21 protein-coding genes and 4 tRNA genes are annotated in these 25,944 nt (G+C 45.0%); 13 read left to right on the forward strand and 12 right to left on the reverse strand.

Going from position 1 to position 25,944, the window contains the following annotated elements; translation table 11 throughout:
- Window positions 1-119 precede the first annotated feature (119 nt).
- The 6 genes from MKY63_RS06200 to MKY63_RS06225 all read left to right on the forward strand — a co-directional run bounded on the left by MKY63_RS06200 (window position 120) and on the right by MKY63_RS06225 (window position 7,435).
- A complete protein-coding gene (locus MKY63_RS06200; RefSeq protein ID WP_038568815.1) occupies window positions 120-1,466 on the forward strand; it encodes an extracellular solute-binding protein in 1,347 nt (448 codons plus the stop codon).
- 107 nt (window positions 1,467-1,573) lie between these two features.
- Window positions 1,574-2,467: a sugar ABC transporter permease gene (locus tag MKY63_RS06205; protein WP_036686923.1), complete on the forward strand. Its 894-nt coding sequence runs from the start codon at window positions 1,574-1,576 to the stop codon at window positions 2,465-2,467.
- Window positions 2,468-2,469: 2 nt separating this feature from the next.
- The gene (locus MKY63_RS06210) at window positions 2,470-3,303 is read left to right on the forward strand and encodes a carbohydrate ABC transporter permease (RefSeq protein WP_339812041.1); all 834 of its coding nucleotides are present in this window, start codon (window positions 2,470-2,472) and stop codon (window positions 3,301-3,303) included.
- Between the two features lie 31 nt (window positions 3,304-3,334).
- Entirely contained in the window at window positions 3,335-5,167 is a 1,833-nt protein-coding gene (locus tag MKY63_RS06215; RefSeq protein WP_339812045.1) for a sensor histidine kinase, read from the forward strand.
- A 17-nt stretch (window positions 5,168-5,184) separates the two neighbouring features.
- Window positions 5,185-6,684: a response regulator gene (locus MKY63_RS06220; RefSeq protein ID WP_036686917.1), complete on the forward strand. Its 1,500-nt coding sequence runs from the start codon at window positions 5,185-5,187 to the stop codon at window positions 6,682-6,684.
- Window positions 6,656-7,435 (forward strand): fused MFS/spermidine synthase, encoded by a 780-nt coding sequence (locus tag MKY63_RS06225; RefSeq protein WP_339812047.1) that lies wholly within the window; start codon window positions 6,656-6,658, stop codon window positions 7,433-7,435. Before MKY63_RS06220 ends, MKY63_RS06225 begins: the two co-directional genes overlap by 29 nt.
- 87 nt (window positions 7,436-7,522) lie before the next feature.
- Here the strand turns inward: MKY63_RS06225 and MKY63_RS06230 are convergent, their stop codons facing one another.
- From MKY63_RS06230 to MKY63_RS06250, 5 genes are all read right to left on the reverse strand, one after another.
- Window positions 7,523-8,410 (reverse strand): sugar phosphate isomerase/epimerase family protein, encoded by an 888-nt coding sequence (locus tag MKY63_RS06230; protein ID WP_076194375.1) that lies wholly within the window; start codon window positions 8,408-8,410, stop codon window positions 7,523-7,525.
- Between the two features lie 36 nt (window positions 8,411-8,446).
- Window positions 8,447-9,469, reverse strand: a complete 1,023-nt coding sequence (locus tag MKY63_RS06235) for a LacI family DNA-binding transcriptional regulator (RefSeq protein ID WP_036686912.1) — start codon at window positions 9,467-9,469, stop codon at window positions 8,447-8,449.
- Window positions 9,470-9,537: 68 nt separating this feature from the next.
- Complete coding sequence (locus tag MKY63_RS06240) at window positions 9,538-11,115, reverse strand: DUF3502 domain-containing protein (protein ID WP_076105428.1); 1,578 nt, start codon at window positions 11,113-11,115, stop codon at window positions 9,538-9,540.
- A gap of 80 nt (window positions 11,116-11,195) precedes the next feature.
- A complete protein-coding gene (locus MKY63_RS06245; RefSeq protein WP_036686906.1) occupies window positions 11,196-12,092 on the reverse strand; it encodes a carbohydrate ABC transporter permease in 897 nt (298 codons plus the stop codon).
- Window positions 12,093-12,120: 28 nt separating this feature from the next.
- Entirely contained in the window at window positions 12,121-13,065 is a 945-nt protein-coding gene (locus MKY63_RS06250) for an ABC transporter permease subunit (protein ID WP_305953532.1), read from the reverse strand.
- A gap of 644 nt (window positions 13,066-13,709) precedes the next feature.
- On the opposite strand from MKY63_RS06250, the gene bglX reads away from it, so the two are divergent.
- The 4 genes from bglX (at window position 13,710) to MKY63_RS06270 (ending at window position 18,822) form a co-directional block, all read left to right on the forward strand.
- On the forward strand, window positions 13,710-15,869 hold the full coding sequence (bglX, locus tag MKY63_RS06255) for a beta-glucosidase BglX (RefSeq protein WP_339812053.1): 2,160 nt from the start codon (window positions 13,710-13,712) through the stop codon (window positions 15,867-15,869).
- 116 nt (window positions 15,870-15,985) lie between these two features.
- Entirely contained in the window at window positions 15,986-16,954 is a 969-nt protein-coding gene (locus tag MKY63_RS06260; RefSeq protein ID WP_339812057.1) for a metallophosphoesterase family protein, read from the forward strand.
- A gap of 186 nt (window positions 16,955-17,140) precedes the next feature.
- A complete protein-coding gene (locus tag MKY63_RS06265) occupies window positions 17,141-17,893 on the forward strand; it encodes a 3'-5' exonuclease (RefSeq protein WP_036686897.1) in 753 nt (250 codons plus the stop codon).
- Window positions 17,894-18,069: 176 nt separating this feature from the next.
- The gene (locus MKY63_RS06270; protein WP_254924633.1) at window positions 18,070-18,822 is read left to right on the forward strand and encodes a MerR family transcriptional regulator; all 753 of its coding nucleotides are present in this window, start codon (window positions 18,070-18,072) and stop codon (window positions 18,820-18,822) included.
- Window positions 18,823-18,904: 82 nt separating this feature from the next.
- Here the strand turns inward: MKY63_RS06270 and aroD are convergent, their stop codons facing one another.
- Window positions 18,905-19,669, reverse strand: coding sequence for a type I 3-dehydroquinate dehydratase (aroD, locus tag MKY63_RS06275; RefSeq protein ID WP_339812061.1), 765 nt, complete (start codon window positions 19,667-19,669; stop codon window positions 18,905-18,907).
- Window positions 19,670-19,730: 61 nt separating this feature from the next.
- The gene (gene rbsK / locus MKY63_RS06280; RefSeq protein WP_339813454.1) at window positions 19,731-20,660 is read right to left on the reverse strand and encodes a ribokinase; all 930 of its coding nucleotides are present in this window, start codon (window positions 20,658-20,660) and stop codon (window positions 19,731-19,733) included.
- A gap of 255 nt (window positions 20,661-20,915) precedes the next feature.
- On the opposite strand from rbsK, the gene glgP reads away from it, so the two are divergent.
- Together glgP and katA are read left to right on the forward strand one after the other, a co-directional pair.
- The gene (gene glgP, locus MKY63_RS06285) at window positions 20,916-22,532 is read left to right on the forward strand and encodes an alpha-glucan family phosphorylase (RefSeq protein ID WP_038568806.1); all 1,617 of its coding nucleotides are present in this window, start codon (window positions 20,916-20,918) and stop codon (window positions 22,530-22,532) included.
- A gap of 262 nt (window positions 22,533-22,794) precedes the next feature.
- Window positions 22,795-24,252, forward strand: a complete 1,458-nt coding sequence (katA, locus tag MKY63_RS06290) for a catalase KatA (RefSeq protein ID WP_339812065.1) — start codon at window positions 22,795-22,797, stop codon at window positions 24,250-24,252.
- Window positions 24,253-24,403: 151 nt separating this feature from the next.
- Here the strand turns inward: katA and MKY63_RS06295 are convergent, their stop codons facing one another.
- Window positions 24,404-24,598: a sporulation protein Cse60 gene (locus MKY63_RS06295; protein WP_036686883.1), complete on the reverse strand. Its 195-nt coding sequence runs from the start codon at window positions 24,596-24,598 to the stop codon at window positions 24,404-24,406.
- A 396-nt stretch (window positions 24,599-24,994) separates the two neighbouring features.
- Here MKY63_RS06295 and MKY63_RS06300 point away from each other — a divergent pair, with 396 nt between their 5' ends.
- Window positions 24,995-25,450, forward strand: coding sequence for a GreA/GreB family elongation factor (locus MKY63_RS06300; RefSeq protein WP_036686880.1), 456 nt, complete (start codon window positions 24,995-24,997; stop codon window positions 25,448-25,450).
- 139 nt (window positions 25,451-25,589) lie between these two features.
- Here the strand turns inward: MKY63_RS06300 and MKY63_RS06305 are convergent.
- From MKY63_RS06305 to MKY63_RS06320, 4 genes are all read right to left on the reverse strand, one after another.
- Window positions 25,590-25,660, reverse strand: a tRNA-Gly gene (locus MKY63_RS06305).
- A gap of 12 nt (window positions 25,661-25,672) precedes the next feature.
- A tRNA-Pro gene (locus MKY63_RS06310) sits at window positions 25,673-25,746 on the reverse strand.
- A gap of 31 nt (window positions 25,747-25,777) precedes the next feature.
- Window positions 25,778-25,854, reverse strand: a tRNA-Arg gene (locus MKY63_RS06315).
- A 10-nt stretch (window positions 25,855-25,864) separates the two neighbouring features.
- Window positions 25,865-25,939, reverse strand: a tRNA-Gly gene (locus tag MKY63_RS06320).
- Between the last annotated feature and the right edge of the window lie 5 nt (window positions 25,940-25,944).

A 25,944-nucleotide genomic window follows, 5' to 3' on the forward strand; every position in this document is an offset into this window, starting at 1 on the left:
ACGCAGAAACAAAACAAATAAAGACAATAAATAATAATACAATACATTTATTAACGGCTTCGATAAAGCTATAATGTTCATGTAAACGCTAACAATAAAAACGAAAAGGGGATTAAGCTATGAGAAATAAGTTATTTTCGTTATCCTTTGTTATGATTATGGTCTTATCTTCAACGCTTGCTGGCTGTGGTTCAAATAATGACAACACCACGAATAACGGTGCTGCCGCAACTGATAAGCCCGCAGCGACTAACACAGAGAATACCGGCGGTGACACGAATGCAACTGCAGAACCTGCAGCAGGAGCTGATATCAGCGGCAAAATCACCTTCCTAACTAACAGAACAGACATGATCGGTAAAGAATATGACGAATATGTAAAGCGCTTTAATGAAAAATACCCGAACATTAAAGTCGAGTTCGAAGCTTCCCAAACCGACTATAACCAACAGGCTAAAGTCAGAATGGCCAGCGGCGAGCTTCCAGATGTTATGTTTATTCCTTCCATCCCTAACTCTGACTTGCCGAAATACTTTGCTTCACTGGATGATCTCGGTTTGAATGACCAAATCACCTTTAAAGACTTCAAATCCTTTGATGGTAAGCTGTACGGAATTACTACAGGGAACTCTACTTCCGGAATTGTTTATAACAAAAAAGCATTCACCGATGCCGGCATCACCGAAACGCCTAAGACTTGGGATGAATTCCTGGCTGCCTGCGAGAAGCTGAAAGCAAAAGGTGTCATTCCACTGTCCTCCAACTTCAAAGACAAATGGCCACTTGGTACTTGGGCTTATGATACACCACGCCTAATTGAAGGCAATCCCGACTTTCCTAATGCTAAGCTGAACTCTGAAACACCATTCACTATGGACAACGGTTACGGTAAAGCCTTTAGCCTGCTTAGTGAGCTCAACGAAAAAGGTTATCTGGAAAAAGACATCAACTCCACCAACTGGGAACAATCGAAAAAGGACATCGCTTCCGGCAAGTTCGCCATGTATTATCTTGGCAACTGGGTTATTAACCAAGTCATCGGAGCAGGCGCTGCTTCAGACAATGTCGGCTTCTTCCCATTCCCTTATGACAATTCGGGTAAACCATCTGCTACCCTAAGCCCTGACTTCTTCTATGCCGTTGCCAAAAACAGCAAAAATTTAGAGGCAGCTAAAGCCTTCGTAAAATGGATGATTGAGGATTCGGGCTATGAGGATTTCGCTGGCTTTATCTCTCCATTAAAAGGCAAGGAATCCAATCTGACTCAGCTGAAAGAATTCCAAGCTACCGGAGTAGAACTGGTAGAAGGAACTGTTGACGATGCGAAGGTTACAGAGATCGGTAACAAGGCACAACTGGATCTTCCTGCTGTAGTACAGGAATTCGTGCTTGCCAAGGATCCACAAACTGTATTAGACAAGTGGAATAAAGCTTGGGCTAAAGCCAAGAAGGACCTCGGCTATTAATTTGAGCTTGTGATTAGAAGTACAGAACGGCGCAAAATGGATTATTGCCTTTACGGATAATCCATTTTGCCTTTCCATACCACGCTTTTATGAAAGAAGGGCTAGCGATGTTCGGAACACTTTCCTATAACAAACAGAAGACTATAATCATTGTATCCTTCCTCACGATTCCATTGTTGCTGCTTGCAACATTCACGTATTATCCGGCACTTAAACTGATCTATTACAGCTTTACAAATTGGGATGGCTATAGTCCCGAAAAACCTTGGGTTGGCCTAGATAACTACCGCGAGGTCTTCTCCAATCCTGATATCTTCAAGGTTTTCACACATAACTTTGCTTATTTTGCAATGGGAATTCTCCAGAATATCGTTGCTATTTATTTTGCGGTTGTGCTGAATAGTAGACTAAAAGGGAAAAATGCATTCCGCATCTTACTTTTCCTTCCTTATATCATGAACGGAGTCGCTGTAGCCTTTATGTTCGGTTATGTCTTTGACACTACTAACGGTTCATTGAATATGCTCCTGAATAGCATTGGCCTGACCGGCCTCGGACAGACCAGTTGGCTTGGAACAGAAGGACTAGTCAACTACTCCCTTGCATCCACAGGATTTTGGCGTTTCATGGGCTACAACATGGTCATTTATATCGCATCCTTGCAGGCCATTCCACGTGACATTTATGAAGCTTCTAAGATCGATGGTGCCGGCTCCTTTCAAACGCTGTGGAGAATCACTTTGCCCAATATGAAGGCTGTTATTCAGCTCAATTTATTTCTTACCGTTACAGGGGCACTGGAAGTATTCGATCTCCCCTTCGTGTTGACCAAAGGTGGTCCTGCAGGGGCCAGCCAAACTTATGTACAACGGGTTGTCGATACCGCATTTGCATTTAACAACTACGGCCTTGCATCTGCAATGAGTATAATCCTACTCTTCTTTGTCGTCATCGTACTGCTCATACAACAACTTGTTCTTAGCCGGGGAGGAGATAAGTAGCTATGACACACTCTAAGTTTCGTTTTATAGATATCATTAAATACTTTTCGCTAATTATCGGCGTATTCGTCGTGCTCTTCCCTCCATATGTGGTCATCGTTAACGCCTTCAAATCGACCGAAGAATTCAACAGCAGTAGCTCCACCGCGTTGCCAAAAAGCTTTTTAAACTTCGATAACTTCATTGCCGTGTTTCAGCGTGGAGGTCTACTCAATGGCTTTGGCAACGTATTAATTATTATAGCTATCACTTTAATTCTGAACATTTTGTTCGGGACTATGGTAGCATTTGTATTAGGACGCTTTTCTTTCAAATTGAAACCCATTGTTTTCGGTGCTTATTTAGTAGCCACTATCATTCCTAGTATCACGACACAAGTAGCGACTTTTGGTATCATCAAAAATATGGGTCTTTACAATACGCTTGGCGCCCCGATCGTGCTCTATATTGGAGCAGATGTAATTCAAATCATTTTATATCTGCAATTTATCCGTAATATTCCTGTGGATCTCGATGAAAGTGCGATGGTAGAAGGTGCCTCTCTGTTCAGAATCTATCGGTCGATTATTTTCCCTTTACTTACGCCAGCAACGGCTACTTTGATTATTTTAAAAACCATTAGTATCTATAATGACATGTACATCCCTTATCTCTATATGCCTAAACAAAGCCTTGGTGTAGTTACGACGATCCTGATGCGTTTTCAAGGGGTCAATTCGGGGGAATGGAATTTAATCTGTGCAGCTATTCTGCTTATTCTGCTGCCAACAGTAATTTTATATTTCTTCCTGCAGCGTTACATCTTTGAAGGCGTAACCAGCGGAGCGGTCAAATAAGGTAGCTTATTACAGGAAAGGAACAACGCAAATGCTATCATACATCCGGTTAACTTTACGCAAAATGTGGTTGTTCCTTGCCAATCTACCGATGGAGCGCAAGCTGATCGTTATCTTTGTCTTTCTGATCTCTCTGCCGATCACTTATGTAAGTTATCTATCATCCCGCTCCATGTTCAACTCGGTTCTTGTGAATGCGACTGACGGTGCGGGTCAAATGACATCGAATGCTTCAGATACCATTGACCGGTATATTGCCGACCTCAAGAGATATACAGCCCTGCCGCTGTATAACACCGATGTGCAAGTCTACCTGACACAGCAAAATACCGACTGGGAAAAAAATACGGGCATGGCGATGTTCCTTAGCTATTTGAATCATACTAAGGAAGAGATCATTGCCGTGTATTTGGTAGACCAGTACGGTTCGGTCTTTTATGATAAGGACGCCGGAATTAATGAGCTGTATCCAGAGGAACGATTAGCTAAATGGAGAGCCATGAGTGAAGATGCCGGAGCGGCGCCTGTCATTCAGGGCAGACATACAATCCGTACCAACTCGAATGTCCATAAAGAGGTCTTTAGTGTTCTGCGTACGATTAACTCTGTAAGTACTTTGCAGAATATAGGAATTCTCGTTTTCGATGTAGACATCAATCTGTTTAAGGGTATTATCGATCCCGTAAATGCAGTTACGCAAGGAAATACGTTCATTGTAGATAACAATGGAGAACTGATCTATGCCAGTGAAGATTCAGCGGTTCCGAATCTGGCTGCCGATACACAAACTCTGAATACAAAGCTGTTGCTGCAGCAAGTAAATCAGCAGCAGGATCATTTTCAAATAGACTTGAATGGCCAGTCTTATCTTGCAGTGTATACCGTCTCGAAACAGACCGGTTGGACCACCATGGTTACGATTCCTTTAACACGTATCCTGTCCCCTGTACAAAAGAATCGGAATACGCTTATCTTGACCACACTGATCATCATTGCCTTTGCGCTTTTTGTTGCGACTATAATTTCCCATGCCCTGACCAAACCCCTTAAATCCTTGGTCCGCCTAATGAAACGGGTGCAGCATGGTAATCTGGATGTCTGGCAGCATTCCAAATATAATGATGAGATTGGGATGCTGGGCAGTCATTTTAATCGGATGATCATAAGGGTCAAAGATCTGTTACAAGAAGTATCCATCACGGAGAAACGGAAGCAGAAGGCTGATATGCGGGCACTTCAGAACCAGATCAATCCCCATTTTATTTATAACACGCTGGAATCCATCCGCATGCTTGCAGAGAGCAATGATGATCCACGTGTGGCGAAGCTAACCTATTTACTAGGACTTCAAATGCGTTACAGCATTGTCCGAAACGAAGAGGCTGTTACAATTAGACAAGAGCTGGATCATGTACGGAATTATTATCAGCTGCTGGAAATCCGATTCCCAGACAAATTCAGACTTAACATTGACGTGCCGGACGAACTCCTTCATCTTCCTGTTATTAAACTTGTCTTTCAACCGATCGTAGAAAATGCAGTCTTTCACGGCTTGGATCAAAAAGTAGGACTGGGCACCTTGAGCATCACCGCATGGAGTGAGCATGGAGATGCCGTATTCTGTGTAGAAGATGATGGGATCGGTATGGATGAAGCTACTCTTCGTTCCTTAAACAATAGTCTGCAAACTGGAACGGACAATGAAAGGTTCGGGATTGGACTACGTAATGTAAATGAGAGAATCCGCCTGCATTACGGCAGCTCGTTTGGACTGCTTGTAGAGAGTGAGCTTGGAGTCGGCACTCGTGTTACCCTGCGCATTGAGGATATTAACGCTAAATATAGCGAAGATGAATTTATTTAGGAGAGGGGCTGCTCTGATTGCTGCGTATTGCGATTGTTGACGATGAGATCTTAATCCGCGAAGGACTGGCTCGAATGATCAGTAAAGAAAGCGCCGAATTTCTGGTCATCGGCACCTACTCCGACGGAAAACATCTATTAGATGAGTTAACCACACTTCAACTTGATGTCGTGATTACAGATATTCGTATGCCGCAAATCAATGGTTTGGAGCTGATTAAGCAGTTAAAAGCCACCCATCCGCAGATCTACTCTATTCTAATGAGTGGATTTGTTGAATTTAATTATGCCCGAGAAGCCATCCGCAGCTCAGCTGTAGACTATTTATTAAAACCAATCAATAAAGAGCAGCTGTTCGAGCTGCTATATCGGCTAGACAAAGAACGGCAGCTCGCGCGCGACAAGGAAGAACGCCACCGTTCCGGGCTTTTATTGACATTCTTACATATCGAAGAGCCCTCTTCCCCTCTACTATTATCCAGCCTTACCTTGCCCCAGACTTATTTCTCGGTCTTTGTCCTCAAAGGGAGCACCAGAGAAACCGTCTGCTCCTGTGCAGACAGTCTGCGGCAAGAGAAGGCGTTGAGCTTTGACAGCTTAGAGCTTCAAAAGGGACTATACGTCTGGATTGTATATTCTGCTGAGCCGCTGTCAGACAACGATTTAAAAGATATCGGTGACATTATGCGGATATCTGCGCACGGAAAGATCCTACATGTAGGTACCAGCGGTTGTTATAATGAGGTTTCCAAGCTTAGACAGGCATACCTAGATGCTAAACAAGCGTGCAACCTGGGCATATATAATCCGGAGCCTGTGCATTACGCGAATATTCAGGATATTCAACAGCCGGAGATAAACATCCTGGATCACTTTAATACAATTAGAGAACCGCTGATCCATAACCTGCAGATTCTGAATGTGACAGGCATCTTAGAATGGGTTCATGACCTGTTCTCAGTGTTGAAAGCGCAACAAGCCGGCCCTGACCAAATTCTCCGTGTCTGTCGATGGATTGAAGAAACCGCACAAAAGGAACTGCAAGAATTCGAGGCCCGCAATAAAAGTGCTCCCGACCTCAGGTTGGATGACAGAATCGCGTCCAGCTTAAGCTTTAGCGACATTGAGGAGATGTTTACCGCTCACTTTACAAATATTCTGACCGAAATCAGAACCCATCGTCTGGAAATGTCCGGTACAGCCATAGAAACCATCAAACGCTGGATATCCGCTAACTATAATCAGCATGCGGATCTGAACACTTTGGCGAATATGGTTTTTTTGACCCCAAGCTATTTAAGCAAGCTGTTCAAGCAAGAGACTGGACTTACACTGACGGACTACATCACCGAAATTCGGCTGCGCAAAGCCAAACATCTGCTCAAGAATGCTCCGGACCTAAAGGTTCACGAGATTGGGGCAGAGGTTGGATATGGCGACCCTGCCTATTTCAACAAGCTTTTTAAACGTGTTGTCGGGGTTACACCCAATGAATATAAACGAATTTCTATTGTATAAGGAGATTGATCACTTGCATTCAGAGCTTCAAAGAAATAGCGAAAATCATGAAATAACCGTCTACGACACAACAGAACTATATGGTGAAAAAGGCTCCTTCCGCGTTATGCAGTTCTCGAATCATGCCACTCAAGGTGCGATGGATCTTAATGACCCGCAACGAATTCTCTTTGAATATCCGCGGGCCATCATTCACTTCATGGAGTTCAACCTCCCCTCTTTTGAGGATGTTTTTCTTATTGGGCATGGAATTGGAACAATTGCCGGGCATTTTCCGGAGAAAAGATTTAAAGTAGCCGAGCTAGACAACGAAGTAGTCGAATTAAGCCGCCGCTGCTTCGGATATAGTCAAGATAACGTAGTGATCGGTGACGGACGTCAGATCCTTGAAGGTGAAGACCCGCAGGTATATGATTACATCATTTTGGATGCCTTTACTGCCGCTGGTACACCAAGGCATTTGATCTCCCGCGAATTTTTCAGTATTACCCGTTCCAAGCTGAACACAAGCGGATATATTCTCATGAATCTAATGGGAAAAGGTGAAAATGACCCGCTTATCAACGCGATTTATACGACGCTAGCCGAAGAGTACGCCTATATCAAAGCCTTTTCCCTGCCTTCAGAAGGGGCCGCCGATATCCAAAATATCATTATGTTTGGCGGCAGCACCCCTATCCGCTTTCAAGCCCGCCATTTGGCTGGCTTCAAAGAAATACAGCTGGGACAAGGATATCTGATTCAGGATTAATTCAGGATTAACTATAAAAAATGACCTCATCCTCCACTTCACTGTGGATTTCGAGGTCATTTTTGGGTTGTTTTCATACGGCACCATTTAAACCGGATTAGGCACAAAGCTGCCACCACGGCAATATTTCAAGTAATTCAATGCATGCACCTGGCCGGTCATTTCCAGCTCATCACGATACACTGGATCATGCCAGCCTTCGATATCAATCGTACCTTTATAACCCGCTTGGCGCAGGATGGTGATTACATCTACCCAATTGGTATCCCCGAAGCCAGGGGTCCGGTCCCATACATAAGGTTTGGGGCCATGAATACCGTATTCCTTGACGATGTCCCAAGCGATGGTCGCATCCTTGCCATGCACATGGAATACTTTATCCATCCATTTGCGCAGCTGCGGAAGCGGATCAATCAATGCGATCATCTGGTGGCAAGGCTCCCATTCCAATCCCAGATTATCTGCCGGAACAGCATTGAACATCTTCTCCCAGGCCGAAGGATTGTGAGCGATGTTCCACTCTCCGCTCTGCCAGTTTCCGCCCATAGCGCAATTCTCAAAAGCAATCCGCAGGCCGCGATCTGCCGCTCTCTTCGCCAGTTCTCCGAACACCTCTGTAAACTTCGGGATGGACTCATCAATGGACAAACCTGGCAATCGGCCAGTGAAGCCGCCTATAATATCTGTGCCAAATAAATGTGCATGATCAATCAGCCGCTCCCAGCTGGCCAACGTGTCGGCATTGTCGCCGCTGCCTGCGAGCGGATTGCCATAGATGCCCACAGAAGAGATGACAAAATCATGTTCAGCAGCTAACTCCCTCAGTCGTGCAGCCGTTTCTATCAAATCGGTTTCGCCGGTGGTCTGCCAAAAGTTCAGATTAAATGATTCAAATCCATGCCCCACAATTTGTGGAATGACCTTAACGGCTTCTCCACCACGTACAATCGTACCTATTCTCAGTGTATCTTGCATTTCGGTTCCACTCCAATAAAGGTTTATAGTGTGATCTTAACGAGGTTTAATCATCTTGCAGGAACCACGCTTGAGCAATACCGCATCATAGACAATATGCTGATGGTTTGAACGTCCGGAAATGAGGTCGAACAGAACACCTACACTGGATAAGGCCATTTCCGTACCCGGCTGGCTGATTGTATCAAGAGAAGGATGATAATATTCAGCCATCTCGATCCCGTCAAAGCCAATGATCGAAATGTCATCAGGGATAGATAACCCCGCGGTAAGCACCGCTTTGGCAGCACCAATGGCAATCGTGTCGGAAGCGGCAAATATAGCTGTAATTCCCTTGTTCTTGTTGAGCAGTCTTCGCGCAGCATTAAATCCCGAGCTGGGACTGTATTCACAATCCTCAACCAACCCTGAATCATAGGGCAGACCCTGCTCTTCGAGTGCTTTTTTGTAGCCCAAATACCGCCGGTTGCCCGTGGTTTCATCCAATAATGGAGACTTGGCTAAAAAGCCGATATTCGTATGACCTAATGAGATCAAATAATTGGTAGCCTTATAGGCTTCCTTCGTTTCATTGATAATAACGCTGGAAAAAATAAGCGGGTTCACCTCCTGCGTTGAGGTGATCGTTGTCAGCACAAACGGAACCGTCAGCTGTTTGAACTTCTCTTCAGAATGATCATAGGTTCCACCCATGAAGATAATCCCGCACAGATTCTTCTCCTTCACCAGTTGAATTGCAGCATTGATTTCATCGGTCCCATCCTCTACTTGCTGGATAAGAAACGGGTAGCCCCGCAGATTGACCTGCCGTTCAATTTCTCTGATCATATTAGAGAAAAAAGGATTGGTAATCCCCTTGACCATAAGTGCAATGTTCTTAGATTGTGTAGTTTTCAAATTCCGCGCGTTGGAATTGGGAATATAATTGTATTCCTTAACCACACTCATCACTTTCTCACGTGTAGACTTGCTCACCGGTCCCTTGTTATTGATTACCCTGGAGACCGTCGAGATGCCCACACCGGAAATCCGCGCGATATCCTTGATATTTACATCCACTTTACTCCCCCATTTATGGGTAAAGGAGCTATATCGAATTATAGCTCCCTTACACCCCTTAACTTTCTTTAGTTGACAGGAACAAACGCAGCCAATTGCTTCTCTACTTCGGCAATGACCTTGTCAACTCCTGCTTTTTTCAGCTGATCGCGGTACTCTGCAACTGCTGCTTTTGGATCTTTGCTTGTTTTACCAAGCATCAATTGAATACCGAGCTGTGAATTCACGTTGGAAATCGAAGCAATTTCAGTTGTAACATTGGTTGGATCAAAGCTGAAGCCATTGTAAGGATCATCGATAGCCACTTTATCCCATTCTGCGAATAAGGAGTTACGGATTGGGTTTTCTGTATCCGTAGGAACTACGAATTTGTCATTACGAAGTGACCAAGCAGCGAAACCTCCGCCGTCCGTTTTATCGTTGAAGCCTGCAGGCTGCTTTTTAACACCATTTTCCATAACATATTGTTTGCCTTCAATACCGTTTTGGATGAGGTTGTAGTAGCTTTCATCGGTCATGAACTTCTCGATCACCATCAGAGCGCGCTCTGGATTAGCTGAGTTCGTGCTGATTACAGTCGAGTTGTCAACGCCCATCTTACGTTTGATCTTCTTATTAGCTTCCGCAAAAGTAAAGAAGTAAGGATCAGATTCCGGTTGTGCCTTCAAATCCGCACCGTATTGGCCGATCCAGTCCTGAGCATGAGTCAAATAACCTGCGGAGTTAGCTGCTCTGAAGTTATCCTTACTGCCTAGGGTTGCAGACAGCACATCTTTACTCCAGTAACCCTTATCCGCCCATTCACGCATCTTCACAGCCCAATCTTCAAATTCCTGAGTGAAGGCTGGATGGAAGACGGTCTTGTAGTCCTCTGGACTTTTAGTCACAAGATTCAGCTCATTCAAAGATATACCAGGAGCGTTAAGCCACATCCCTGTAGTATCTACGAGCATTCTGAACATATTGGCTGCATCTTCTGCCTTGCCGTTAATTGGCGGGAAGGACTCATTAGCAACCACATTATCCATGTATTTAACCATATCATCAATGGAAGTGATTTTGTCCATTCCGTATTTCTTCAGCAAGTCAGAACGATAGGCATAACCGGCAGGTGTGTATTCGCTATAAAGACTTGGTACACCATAAATTTTGCCTTTGTATTTTGTATTTTCCCACACACTTTCCGGGATTTCCGCTTTCAGCTTAGGAGCAACTTTATCCAGCATATCTGTAAGGTCCACTAGAGCGCCTTCACTAGCCAATGTGAAATAAGACACAGGAGCTCCGGGAGATGCATGCGACATATCAAATTCTTCGCCTGAAGCAAAAAGCAGCGGGTACTTAGTAGCGATATCCGGCCAGTCAATATACTTCACTTCAATCGTAGCGTTTAGATCAGCTTTGAGCTTCTTGTTAATCTCAGCGAGGATTTCTTTATTTTTAACTCCTTCGCTGCCCCACAGGTAGTACACCAGCTTAGCTTCCTTGGAAGTATCCACTCCGCCTGCATTGGCTGAAGCCTCTGGAGCTTTCGTGGCTGCCGGATCATTACTCGGCTCATTGTTGTTCTTGGATGTGCAGGCTGTCAGTGCTCCAGTAAGCATGAGGACAGCAATTAAAGAAGACGCGATCTTTTTACCTTTCATTTAGGTAAGCCTCCCTTTTCTCTTCTATTTATGAAACTTTCATTTATAATAAACGCTCTTCGAAAAGAAGATTGCGTCCATTAACCCTTTACAGCCCCGATGGTGAGGCCTGTTACGAAATAACGCTGTACAAATGGATACAGGAGAATAATCGGTCCAGTGGCCAGCACAGCTGTAGCCATCTTGATGGATTGCGTCGGAAGATCAGCAGTATTGATAACCGCTCCCGAGTTGATTAGCGCTCCTAAGTTCGTCTGATTGACCATTCGCTGCAAAAAGTATTGGAGCGGATATTTCGTCGGACTGTCAATATACAACATCCCGTTATACCACTCATTCCAGAAGCCTAGTGCTGAGAAAAGCCCGATGGTAGCCAAGGATGGAACCGCCAGCGGAATAAATATCCGCCAATAGATGCGAAAGTCGCCAGCACCGTCAATGGTAGCGGATTCATATAAGGAATCCGGAATCGCCTTCATGAAATTACGCATCAGGAAGATGGACCATGCGCCAACTACACCTGGCAGAATCATAGCGAATAAGCTGTCCTTCATATGCAGGTGCTTCACCATCAGGATGTATGTCGGAATCAAGCCGCCACTGAATAGTGTTGTAAAGTAAATCAAGAAGGAAAAGAAGTTGCGATACTTGAAATCCTTACGGTTGAGCACGAATCCGGCCATCGACATCATAAACAGTCCGAGTACCGTACCCACTACGGTAATGAAGATAGTTACCTGATAAGCATTCACCAGCTGAGTAGAGTTGTTGAATAGCATCTCGTAAGCTTTAAAGGAAAATGCCTTCGGCAGCAGCTTATAACCTTCACGAACAATTTCCTGCTCGTTCATGAACGATGAGGAGATCATCAACGCGAAGGGGAATAAACAGAATAGCGCAAAGATTGCGATACAGATATAACTGACTGCTTTTATGAGAATGCTTCCGGAATCCTGTTTGATGGTCGTATTTTCCATATTTATCACCCCTGTTTCGTGTCTAGTCTTAGAACAAAGCGCTGTCCGGTTCTACCTTACGTACAATAAAGTTAACCACAAGCACCAGAATCAGGCCGAATAAGGATTGGTAGAAGCCCACTGCGGCACCCATAGAGAAGTTGAATTGTCCCACCAGTGAACGGAAGACATAGGTATCGATGATATCTGTCTGCGGATACAGTACGGAGTTCGTACCGATCAGATTATAGAAAAGGTCAAAGGATCCCTTGAGAATTCCACCCATACCGAACAGTAGAAGCAGAATAAAGGTTGGCTTCAGAATCGGCAAGGTCATATAACGGATTCGCTGCCAGGTAGTCGCTCCATCCATATAAGCAGCCTCGTAAAGATCATGATTAATTCCTGTGATCGTTGCCAGATAAACAATCATTCCATATCCGGTACCCGCCCAGATCTTGAAAGCCACAATAATATATTTCCAGATGCCCGGATCGGAATAGAACTCGTAACGGTCTAGCCCCATTCCAGTTAACATCGTATTGATAAACCCGGAATTGAAATTGAATATATTGTAGGCAAACACACCGACGATAACCATGGAGATGAAATTCGGTAACAGGATAACGGATTGTGATATTTTTTTGAACCACTTGCCTGAGATCTCAGACAACATAATGGCAAATACTATTTGAATGATATTACCTAAAGCTAGAAAGACGATATTATAGAGCAGCGTATTCTTGGTAATATTCCATAGATCCCCATTTTGAACGAGAAACTCAAAGTTCTTAAGGCCGATAAAGTTACTTCCAAAAATCCCCTTATTGAGCTTGTAATCTACAAATGCGACGTAAGCTCCAGGCATTACAGCATAGTGAAAGATAACGAAATATACGATTACAGGCAGCAACATTAGAAAAAGAACTTTGTTCTTAATGACTTCCCGAACAATGTTTCCACCCACAAGCTTCAGTCTCGCCAAAGTGCCCACCTCCAATTTGAAAGATGCATTCAGTCACATGCATAAATTACCTTCCTTTCTTGTCCAGCAGCCAGAATAAAAACAGTTTGCCCAACCTTCATAAAAAAGTGTATCGAGCGTTGTAGAAACGTTTCCAGTGTTTCTGTAAAACTCTCTGTGTGAGAAGCATACTCCCAAAATGTATGCGCTGTCAATTCATTTTATTTTTGAATTACAAGTACTAAAGTTACATATTTCACGTAAAAAAATATAAATTAGCTGTTTTTCCAAAGGCGATTGACTTTTTTTGGTGTTCAGACTAATATCGAGGTGTATCGTTTGTGGAAACGTTTTTATACATTTCTTTCATAGACATGTCAGTCTCCATATGTAACATCTTAATGATGCAATCCTCTTCTGATTTAATTCATGCCTCATCCCTGTATCCGAAGAGAGAAATACTATGATTTTCACAACAATTGAACCTGATTATAGCTCAGGCCCATTCCGCATCTCGGAGCTGCGTGCCAGGAGAGTTAACGGTTCACTCCCATCCTTATCGCCTATATAACGTAAGCTTTGCAAATAAAAATCATGCTTACGCTGCCCGGCGGGGAACTACACATCTATTTAACAAACTAACTTTCGATGCGCTCACGAGGAAGGAGTTAACCATGACTAAAACGTTTATCCAAGATCTTGTGAACGATATGACCCTGGACGAAAAGCTGGCCCAATTAACCCAGCTAGGTCCTCACTATTGGGGTTTGGACGATACCGTGGATTTAACCGGACCATTTAAGGAACTGAACATTAAGCCGCAGGTAATGGAGAGTATCGGAAGTGTTCTTAACGGTATTGGAGCCCGGAATGTAATCGAGCAGCAGACCCGACATTTGCAAACCAGCAGACAAAAGATTCCTCTGCTCTTCATGGCGGATGTCATTCACGGCTACCGGACCATCCTCCCGATTCCGCTGGCCATGGGCAGCAGCTTTGACCTTGAAGCCTGTGAAAGGTTTGCCGAAATCGCCGCCAAGGAAAGTGCGGCTGCCGGTATTCACGTTACCTTCTCGCCCATGACGGATCTCGTACGCGACCCGCGCTGGGGACGCGTCATGGAGACATCTGGTGAGGATCCCTATCTGAATGCCCGTGTCACCGAAAGTATGGTGCGGGGTTATCAGGGCAAAGACCTAAAAGAAAAAGGACGCATCGCTGCCTGTGTGAAGCATTTCGCTGGTTACGGTGCTCCCGAAGGCGGACGGGAATACAACACAGTGGATATGTCTTCCGGCGTATTGCGTGAGTTCTACCTGCCAGCCTATAAGGCTGCCGTAGATGCTGGAGTGGCCATGGTGATGGCCGCATTTAATACCATTGACCGTATCCCGGCAAGTGGTAATTCCGAGCTTCTTCGCGGGATTTTACGGGAAGAATGGGGCTTCAACGGCGTTACCATCGCCGATTTCAATTCCGTTAATGAGCTGATTCCCCATGGCGCCGCGATAGATGGCCGTGAGGCAGCGGAGAAAAGTCTGGCTGCTGGGCTGGATATTGAGATGATGTCCACTCACTATCTAAACCACGGCGCTGCTCTGGTCGAGGAAGGCAAGCTTGACATCGCCTTGATCGATGAAGCCGTCATCCGGGTGCTGGAGCTCAAGGATGCGCTCGGCCTGTTCGATAATCCATTCAAGGATGCAGATCCGCTGGTGGATGAGGCTCCGAAACCTAGCGCGGAGCATCTGCAGGCCGCACGGGAGCTTGGAGCTAGCTCAGTTGTGCTGCTCAAAAACGACAATGAAGCTCTGCCCCTTAAACGTGGCATGAAGATTGGTCTGGCTGGTCCTTTCGCCACCTCCATTCATGTGCTGGGCGGTTGGGCCGGGACAGAAAAAGATCCGGCTGTATCACTCTACACCGGCATTTTGCAAAAAACATCTGCCGAAGATATACTTACGGCCATGACTGGTGAGCTGGGAAGCATGCTTGAGGGTGTTTTTGATGTGGAGGATGAAATCGAGGACGCCTACCAGCAGCTGCAGGATTGTGATGTAATTCTCGCCGCTGTCGGTGAGAATCAGCAGGATACCGGGGAAGGCGGAAGTAAAGCCAATCTCCGCCTATCGGCCAATCAGGAGAAGCTGATCTGGCGTCTGAAGGATACCGGCAAAAAGATCGTCACCATTGTATTCAGCGGCAGACCACTGGAGCTGAAACCCGTTCTTGATGCCAGCGACGCTCTGCTGCAGGCTTGGTTTCTGGGTACAGAGTCAGGAAATTCGCTGGCCGATGTGCTGTTCGGAGATTATAATCCTTCCGGACGTTTATCGATGAGCTTCCCCTACTCGGTTGGGCAAATTCCTGTTTATTACAATGCTTATCAAACGGGACGCCCTTATGATCCTATGTATCCTAATGTGCGTTACGTGACCCGTTATCTGGACTGCCCGAATGACCCGTTGTTCTGTTTTGGTTATGGCCTGAGCTATTCCAAGTTTACTTACAACAGCTTCAATGTTGAAGCTGCGGATCGGGTGGTTGCCTCCATTGAAGTAGAGAATACTTCGGACATCGCCGGCAAGGAAACCGTTCAGCTCTATATCCACGACGTCAGCGCAAGTGTCGTGCGCCCGGTCAAGGAACTGAAAGGTTTCCAGCAGATTACACTCGCACCGCATGAGAAACAGGTGGTTTCCTTCGAAATCACCAGAGAAATGTTAATGTTCTACGGGAAAGATGATCAGTTGGTCTTCGAGCCTGGGGAATATGATATTATGATCGGTAGAAACTCTGGAGATCATTGCACTCAGCGGATCTGGATCGGCTGACCTGCGTATAGCTATGCTTCTAACGACGTCAGCCCTCAACGCCCTCTTGGCGCTATGAGTGGTTGGCGCCTCCACAGCTTGCTATTCAATATTCGATAGTGAGGGAGATACTTCTAATGAGACACAGTTTATCATTTCAGCAAAATGGCACTTTTAAAATCGTACAATTTACCGATCTGCACTGGATGGATGGAAGAGCTGAGGATCAGCTTACCGAAGCACTGATGGAACGCATTCTGGATGCGGAACAACCTGATCTTGTGGTTTTCACGGGAGATCTTATTTACACGGGTCCTGTATCGCCGGGAAACAAAGCATGCGAGCACCCCGCACAAGCTTTTCGTGAGACTGTCGCTGCCGTGGAGAGATCCGGCATCCCTTGGACCTTTGTATTTGGTAACCATGACACAGAAACTCTGATTTCAAAGAGTGAACTGATGCAAATTGCTCTGGAACATCCCCACTGCCTGACCGAAGCCGGCCCAGAAGAGCTGGAAGGCTCGGGCAATTACACTCTTGAAATTAAAGATCAGGAAGACCACTCGGCCGCTATTTTGTATTTTCTGGATTCTGGCGGCTACTCCGAGTATGAGGATATCCCAGGCTACAATTGGATTGGGCGGAATCAGATCAACTGGCTGACGGCTGAATCTGCGCGGCTGAATCCGAAGAGTGCTGAGAACAGGCTGCCTGCCTTGGCTTTCTTCCATATCCCAATTCCTGAATATCGGGATGTCTGGTCTACACAAGTCTGTCATGGGCATAAGTTTGAGCGTGTATGCTCACCTGAGGTGAACTCGGGCTTATTCTCGGCTTTGCTGGAAATGGGTGATGTGCTTGGCACCTTCTGCGGACATGACCATATCAACGATTTTAGCGGCAACCTGTATGGCATACGTCTTTCTTATGGCCGTGCTACCGGCTACAATACTTATGGAAAAGAAGGCTTTATGCGGGGAGCACGCGTCATAGAACTGGTCAAAGGCAACCAAGACTTCAATACCTGGCTTCGTCTTGATGACGGATCTGTTATTAATGAACAGCCGATTCATATGCCTGAACCTGCTGCTGATTCAGGACATTAATCTTTTATAGGATTAAATTTAAATACTGATTAAATGAACCAGTGTGCAAATGTTGTGCTGGTTCATTTTTTTGTGCAAATATTAGCTTGTCTCCATATTCCCCATTACATCACTTTTTTTGTTAAAATAGAGAAGTCGACGTATTAAGCACTACAGCGTCAGTCATGGAAACGGAGGCAAGTACCTGTGGATTATATTATTCTGGACATCGAATTCAACGGCCGTAAGTTTGCCAGCGAGCACCCTATGGAGGTCATTGAGATTGGAGCCGTCCGGTTAGACTCTTCACTGCAGTATAAGGATGAATTTTCTTCCTTGATCAAACCTATATATTTCTCCACCCTGAATTCCTTTATTAAGAAAAAAACCGGTATCCCTCAAGAGGAAATCGACATTGCCGCCCGCTTCCCCAAAGTCATCACTGCTTTTAGAGAGTGGCTTGATCTAAGTACAGATGGAGTTCTGCTGCTTACCTGGGGTGGCGAAGATATGAAGCGAATCATTCAGGATGTGCGCATGCACAAGATGGACGAATCCTACTGGATGTCCGCTACGTATTTCGATTTGCTCAAAGGAGTTCTACGTGCGCGTGGTCTTAGCAATGATGTCAGCGTGGAAAGCGCGATGGCATTGTTTGAGCTTGAGCCTACTGGATCTGCACACCGGGCGCTGGATGATGCACGGATGACGTCAGAGATCTTCCGCGCCGTGTTTAAGGATCTGGATTTTGAACGTTCACAGCATTACGTAGATACCTTCTCCAATGCCAAAGAACGCAAAACAGTTAAGGTAGCCATTAAGGCAATGACCTCACAAAAAATTGTACCTACCTGGGACCTTGTCGTTGAACACTACTTCTCAGACAAAGCAACCCTTGCGGACCCTCGCAAGCTGGAGGAATTGCACAATTATTTCACAGCACAAATGGGCCATAAATAAATTCAGGCAGCAGCAAAGCTCAACATTATAGACTTATTCATAGCAGCGGCAGACTTCCCCATGATCATTCAGAGGGTAGCTGCCGCTGTTTTGGATATGCTAAGAAAACCATTTGACCTTCACGTTACGTAAAGGTGTACATTTGAATTGTAGGAGGTGATACTACGGAATACACAGTGCAGAAGCTCGCAGAGTTAGCTGGAATCAGCACACGGACCCTGCGCTACTACGATGAGTTTGGCATTCTTAAGCCGGCGAGAATCAACTCTTCAGGGTATCGTATCTATGGCCGTACCGAAGTAGATCTACTACAGCAAATTTTGTTTTATCGGGAGCTTGGCTTAAGTCTGGAACGTATCAAGGCTATTATGACAGAGCCCTCATTCGACGGAGCCAAAGCGCTGCGGGAGCATCATGACAAGCTACTGGAAAAAAGACAGCAATTAGATCTATTAATCGCTAACGTCGAAAAGACGCTGGCTCAAAAAGAAGGGAGAATTACCATGAGTGATACTGAAAAATTTGAAGGCTTTAAGCAAAAGCTGGTAGATGATAACGAAAAGAAATATGGCCAAGAAATACGGGAGAAATACGGAGATGACACCATTAATCAATCCAACCAAAAGCTTAAAGGGATGACAGAAGAACAATATGCAGCTATACAACAGCTTGAGGAAGAGATGTTCGAAACGCTCTTGCAAGCGATGGAGCATGGAGATCCTGCCAGTGTATTGGCGCAAAAAAGTGCTGACCTACACCGTGAGTGGCTCTCCTTCTACTGGAATTCCTATTCCAAAGAAGCTCATGCTGGTGTTGCACAATTGTATGTTGATGATGAACGTTTTACCGAATACTATGACAAGCGCCGCTCTGGACTCGCTGCGTTCCTAAGAGATGCCGTACATGTATATACGGGAAAAAATGCGTAAGTGCACGAACAATACTTTAAAATAGAAAAAGGCATCCGGATATTCCGGACGCCTTTTTTTGCGGCAATATCAACAGCAGAAATCACAGACTGCGGTGCAGCAGTGACAATGTATTCCGAAGCTCAACCACAGCTACCTGTCCAGGTGCAGAAGGTTTATCTGCAGCTCCGAAGGTAAGCGCTGAACCGAAAATTTCACCAGCTAAACGGCTGATCACCCCGGCTCCCGCCATAGACATCGTTATAATTGGGCGGTCTGCATATTTTTCCTTCATGATGTGTGTAGCTTCCAGCAAAGTTAGCACATCGCCTGCATCTTGGGGCATAACTGCAATTTTGGGCAAATCCCCGCCAAGCTCCTGCGCCTTGCATAACCGCGAGATGATCTCCTCTTTAGGAGGTGTTCCATGAAAATCATGGTTTGAAATAATGACAGACACATTATGAGCATGAGCAGCTTCGACCAATAGCTTTACATCCTGCTCATCATTAAATAATTCAACATCTATTATATCTACTAGACCGCTCTCGGCAGCAGCTTTATTCAGTGCTGTGTAATATTCCGTGCTGACTTGCTTCTCTCCGCCTTCTTTTGCACTTCGAAAAGTAAAAATCAGCGGCAGATCTGGAATCACAGAACAGATTTCGCTTAGTGCGTGTTTAACAGAAGCAACGTCTTCCACTTCAGCAAAAAAATCCGTCCGCCACTCCACCAAATCAGGTTGCAGTACTTTCAGCGCTTCAGCTTCCTGCTTCAGCTCAGACAAGGTCGCTCCAATTAGCGGAACACATATCTTAGGGATTCCTTCGCCGATGATCACATTTTTAACGGTTACTGTTCTGCTCATTATTTAAGCTCCTTATCCTATCTCATCTAGTATAGATCTTGAGTATCCTGTACTGTCTATTCTACAGCGATTTACGATTTAGAAACTGCTCGACCTCGGACAACTGCGGCAATGAAGGGATCGCCCCTTCTTTCCCTACAGCCAATGCACCTACAGCATTAGCGAAGCTCACGGCTTCCTCCAAGGTCTTTCCTAAGACTAACTGCTGGGCTAATGCGCCATTAAATGAGTCTCCGGCAGCAACTGTATCTACCGCCTTTACCGGGAAGCCTGGAACAGCCTTGGCTCCTTCAGCATTCACAATCAGAGCGCCTTTTGAGCCCAAGGTTACGATAACGTTCTGTACTCCTTTTTGCAGCAAAATACGGGCTGCCTGCTCAGCAGTCTCTGCGCTATCCACAGTCATTCCGGACAAAATCCCGGCTTCTGTCTCATTAGGTGTCAGGTAAGATACCTGAGCCAGCATCTCATCCTTTAGCACTCTAGCTGGTGCAGGATTAAGGATCACCGGAATCCCCTTACGATGGGCAATCGCAATCGCCTGCTCACTCATCGCCAGATCCATTTCAAGCTGCAGCACAATGATCTTAGCCTGGCTAATCACAGCCTCCAATGCCTGAATATCCTCTACCGTAAGCTCAATATTCGCTCCAGGTACCACGATAATCCGATTTTCTCCATCTTCTTCAATAACGATCGAAGCGACTCCTGTTGCCTGATGTTCACTTACAGAAATATGCTCTATATGAATGCCTTCATTCCTGATAATCTCCAGCATTTCGCTACCAAAGGTATCTTTTCCAACTCTTCCGATCATACTAACCTCTGCACCCAGACGTGCTGCGGCAACGGCCTGATTTGCCCCTTTTCCGCCAGGAGATAGAGCAAAGTCTTGTCCAATTAGGGTTTCTCCAGCATCCGGTGACCGGTTTGTACGTACCACCATGTCCATATTCAAGCTTCCAATCACAACTATATCCAACTTAGACACCACCATTAATTATTTCTTCAATCTCTTTATCTTAGGGGCTTCTGTCCACTTTATCAATCAATTCCGCTCAATTGGATTCAAAATGGTTGTTTTCACCAAATTGACGTTATGCTTTTATTCATCGAGTGTGCTAGAATAGTGGTGCAATCGCTTCCACAATGATTGCTGCACTATTTTGAGCAAACGTTTGCACCTGAGATAATGCCCGCAGCTTCACTGCAATTTAATCTAATCCGTGATTAGGAGGCTTATCAAGTGAACGAACAAAAATTACCGTCAGTCGCTTATTTTAGTATGGAGTACGGGCTGCATTCCGATTTCAAAATGTATGCCGGAGGTCTGGGCATTCTTGCCGGAGACTACATTAAGGGTGCAAAAGATATCAACGCCCCTATCATCCCTATTGGGCTGAAGTGGAAACAAGGTTACACGGACCAAAAGATTGATGCAAACGGCAATCCGTACGACTCCTATCACAATTATGTTTATGAGTTTCTTGAAGATACAGGGGTTAAGGTAACTGTTAAAGTCCGAAAAACCGATGTGGTATGCAAAGTATGGAAAACTGATTATTTTGGCAACAGCACATTGTATTTACTGGATACGGATATCCCCGAGAATAATGATGCCTGGATCACAGGCCAATTGTATGGCTGGTTCGGCGAAGAACGGATCGCACAAGAGATCGTGCTTGGGATTGGTGGAGTCAAGGCTATGCGTGCGCTGCAAATCCCTATTGATGTCTATCACTTCAATGAGGGTCATGCGGCTCTAGCGGCTATCGAGCTAATCCGTGAAAAAATGTCCGGAGGCCATACCTTCGAAGAAGCTTGGAAAGCGACTCGCGAAGAAGTAGTATTCACTACCCACACACCAATCAAAGAAGGCAACGAAACCCATCCTCTCGACCGACTTGAGTATATGAGTGCGTTCAACGGCTTAACCCGTGACCAGATGGAGCGGATCGGCGGCGAGCCATTTAATATGACGGTTGCAGGTCTAAGGCTGTCACGTATCTCCAACGCAGTTGCCCAGCTACACGCCGATACGGCTAATAAAATGTGGAAGGAAGTAGCCGGAAGATCAGAAATTATAGGCATTACTAATGCCATCCATACTCCTACCTGGGTAGATGAAAGAATGACGCATGCCTACGAACAAGATGGTGACTTATGGGCAGTGCATAAAGAGATCAAGGGCGAACTGATCCAGTTCATCAAAGAACGTTCCGGCATTAGCCTAAATGCTGACAATCTACTCATTGGCTTCTCACGCAGAGCAGCTCCATATAAACGAAGCGACCTGATCTTCTCGCAGCCAGAAATTATCGAACCTTATCTGGAGTCTGGAAAGATACAAATTGTATTCTCCGGCAAAGCGCACCCACTCGATGATAACGGTAAAAAAATCGTCAGCAACCTAGTAGCGATGATGAAAAAGTATCCAAAGAGTGTGGTGTTCCTCGAGAATTACGATATGACGATTGGCGCCCAGCTGACGCGCGGTGCTGATATTTGGCTCAACAATCCACGCAGACCACTGGAAGCCAGCGGCACCTCCGGGATGAAAGCAGCAATGAACGGTGTATTGAACTGTTCTATTCTGGATGGCTGGTGGCCGGAAGCCTGCATCGATGGTGAGAATGGCTGGCAGATTGGAGACGGCTTCGAAACTACAGACTTTGAGGTGCTGGATAAGCATGATAGTGATGCACTGTACGACACCTTATTGAAACGTGTGCTCCCAACCTTTTACGAGAATCGTAAACAATGGGTACAAATGATGAAAAAGAGTATCGAAACCACCCGTACGGAGTTTGCCACCAAAAGAATGCTAGATGAATATTACAACAGAATGTACATTAAAGCCTAAGTACAAGAACCGAATATCTTCTATATCAAAAAATGCAGCGCACCCCTCCAGTGATGGTAGGGATGCGCTGTTTCTTTTTTAATTCTGCTAAGCAATTAATCACTTTGTCTATCATATATATCTGAATGTGCCAACGATGTAATGACGATTCCCACATATTGTAATGTGTCAATTATTTAAAAAGTGTTGCAATTTCTTTAAAAAACATTAATATAGAACTTATACTAAATCTAAAATCAAATCTCATGAGGTGATTCTATTAATGAGCTCCAATAATAATAATCTTACAACCAGCTGGGGTGCTCCAGTAGGCGACAATCAGAATTCAATGACAGCCGGTGACCGCGGTCCCACTTTGCTGCAAGATGTCCATCTGCTTGAGAAATTAGCCCACTTTAACAGAGAACGTGTTCCCGAACGTGTCGTTCATGCTAAAGGTGCTGGCGCTCACGGGTATTTTGAAGTTACAAAAGATCTGACCCAATACACAAAAGCTAACTTTTTGTCTGAAGTAGGCAAACGTACACCGTTGTTCATTCGTTTTTCTACTGTAGCTGGTGAATTAGGTTCTGCTGATACCGTACGCGACCCTCGTGGTTTTGCCGTGAAGTTCTATACTGAAGAAGGAAACTATGATCTCGTAGGTAACAATACGCCTGTATTCTTCGTTCGTGATGCGATTAAATTCCCGGACTTTATTCATACACAGAAACGTGATCCACAGACACATCTGAAGAACCCGAATGCTGTATGGGACTTCTGGTCTTTATCGCCTGAATCTCTGCATCAGGTAACGATTTTGATGTCGGATCGCGGAATTCCAGCTACGCTGAGACATATGCATGGGTTTGGTAGCCATACCTTCAAGTGGGTAAATGCCGAGGGTAATACAGTCTGGGTGAAATACCATTTCAAAACAGAACAAGGCATTAAGAATCTAGATGCAGACCTTGCTTCCAAAATCGCTGGGGAAAACCCGGATTATCATACAGAAGACTTGTTCAATGCTATTGATAAAGGAGATTTCCCTGCTTGGAAGCTCTACGTGCAAATTATGCCGATCGAGGATGCGAAGACTTACCGTTTTGATCCATTTGATGTAACAAAGGTCTGGTCACAAAAAGATTATCCGTTAATCGAGGTTGGCCGTATGGTATTGGATCGCAATCCGGAGAACTACTTCGCTGAAGTAGAACAAGTCACATTCTCTCCCGGCTCTTTCGTTCCTGGTATTGAAGCTTCGCCGGATAAATTGCTACAAGGCCGTCTGTTCGCGTATGGTGATGCACACCGCCACCGGGTTGGCCCTAACCACAACAGCCTGCCTATCAACCGTCCAAAAGTAGAAGTGAAGAACTATCAACGTGATGGTGGCATGGCCTTGGGCAACAATGGCGGTTCCGGAGCCTATTACGAGCCTAACAGCTTAGGGGGACCAAAAGAATCACCGCAGCATAAAACATCGCCGTTCGAAGTCTCCGGATATGCGGATAGTGTCTCCTACAATAGTGACGATCACTATACACAACCAGGTGACTTGTACCGTCTAATGTCTGAAGAAGAACGTACCCGTCTAGTTCAAAACATCGTTGGCGCTATGACTCCTGTTGAAAGTAACGATATCAAACGTCGCCAGATTGAACATTTCTTTAAGGCTGATCCAGACTTGGGACAGCGTATCGCATCCGGTTTGGGTCTATCCGTACCAGACGGAATGTAAGACTGTAAATGCACTTATAAACTAAAGAGGACCTTTGCCCGTAGATGGGAAAGGTCCTCTTTTTACTAATTAGCTGAAAACATAATAAATGATGACAATCACAACGCACAGCGTAGAGACAATGGATAGACATGAAAAAAACTTGTTCCAGTTATTGCCTTTCATTTGTCTTATACACGACCAGTATAGTGGTTCTTTGGTGCTCTGCCCCATCACGTGATGATTTAACTACCGAACCGTAACAGATATTCACAATCTGTTCCTCCCGTAGTCCTGCCAGGAACTCATTAGCTTTATTCTCTGCATAAGAATTATCAGCATCTACAAACTCTTTAACTTGAATCATCCTGATCTCCTCCTTTAATAAATTAAGTTGTTATTTTATAGTTCTGGAATCTATATGTGAACTCAACGAAATGTACATGGCGTATCACTCCCCAGGTAACAATTAATGTAAAAATATCTTCAAAATACAGTATAGGCATTTCGCAGTTTTCTACGAAATGCCTATGCATCAGCCTATCATAGCACCCAAGTATGTAATAGTCAAAGGTTTTCATTACAATATTTAGAAGGTTTTAATTCCCCTTTTAAAATGGATTGGATTTACAAATAGAAGCTGGTATACTGATCAGAAGGTCTCCATTGGGGGACCTCTATTTGTATAGGAGGGATTTTAAGATGGCAACACACCATAACAAGTTTACAAGGAATGTGCTACTTAGAGGGGGTGAAATCTACTATGAACCATAGTCTTATCTATGAAGGCTCACGGACACAGCTGCTTCAGCAGCTTATCTATTTTGATGAAGAAAAAATCGCATTTCTAAATCAATACTTTCCGGTACGAAGCAAGGATAGAAGCAATGCTGAAACGCTGTTGTCCCGTTATTGCTCTGAGCTGGAACAATTACTAACTGAGTTTAATGGTGAAGATTTAAATTCTCAGGTCTTTATCGGAAGCCAGTTGCAGCTTCGTTACTTGGACGATAATACTACAGATATCTATACCATCGTATTTCCTAACCAAGCAGAACCTAACGATAACAAGATTTCTATGTTGTCACCTATAGGCATGCAGCTGCTGCTGGCTGAGCTCGGCAGTACTTGTCAGCTAGCGATTCCTTCAGGTCAACTAGAGGTGAAGATCGAAAGTATTAAGTTCGTGAATAATGGTGAGGTAGGCGTTCTTATATAAGGACGATCCCTTATAAACCCACTACAGCAGCGTCCCTTTCCTATATTAAGGAGGGGGGCGTTTCTATTATTTAAGTCTCCGTAAGATATGTCCAATCAAAAAAACACCCGCCTAATACCGGCAGGTGTTTCTCATTATAAGCGGGTGATGGGAATCGAACCCACGCTATCAGCTTGGAAGGCTGAAGTTCTACCATTGAACTACACCCGCAAAGGTATAAAATCGGGATGACACGATTTGAACATGCGACCCCCTGGTCCCAAACCAGGTGCTCTACCAAGCTGAGCTACATCCCGTTAACAATACTATAACTGCTTAGTAATAAAATGGCGCGCCCTGAGAGATTCGAACTCCCGGCCTTTTGATTCGTAGTCAAACGCTCTATCCAGCTGAGCTAAGGGCGCAAAATCTATATGGAGCGGACGACGGGAATCGAACCCGCGACCCTCGCCTTGGCAAGGCGATGCTCTACCGCTGAGCCACGTCCGCAAAAA

Source organism: Paenibacillus sp. FSL R7-0189 (assembly GCF_037969925.1).
Lineage (GTDB): Bacteria > Bacillota > Bacilli > Paenibacillales > Paenibacillaceae > Paenibacillus_AQ > Paenibacillus_AQ odorifer.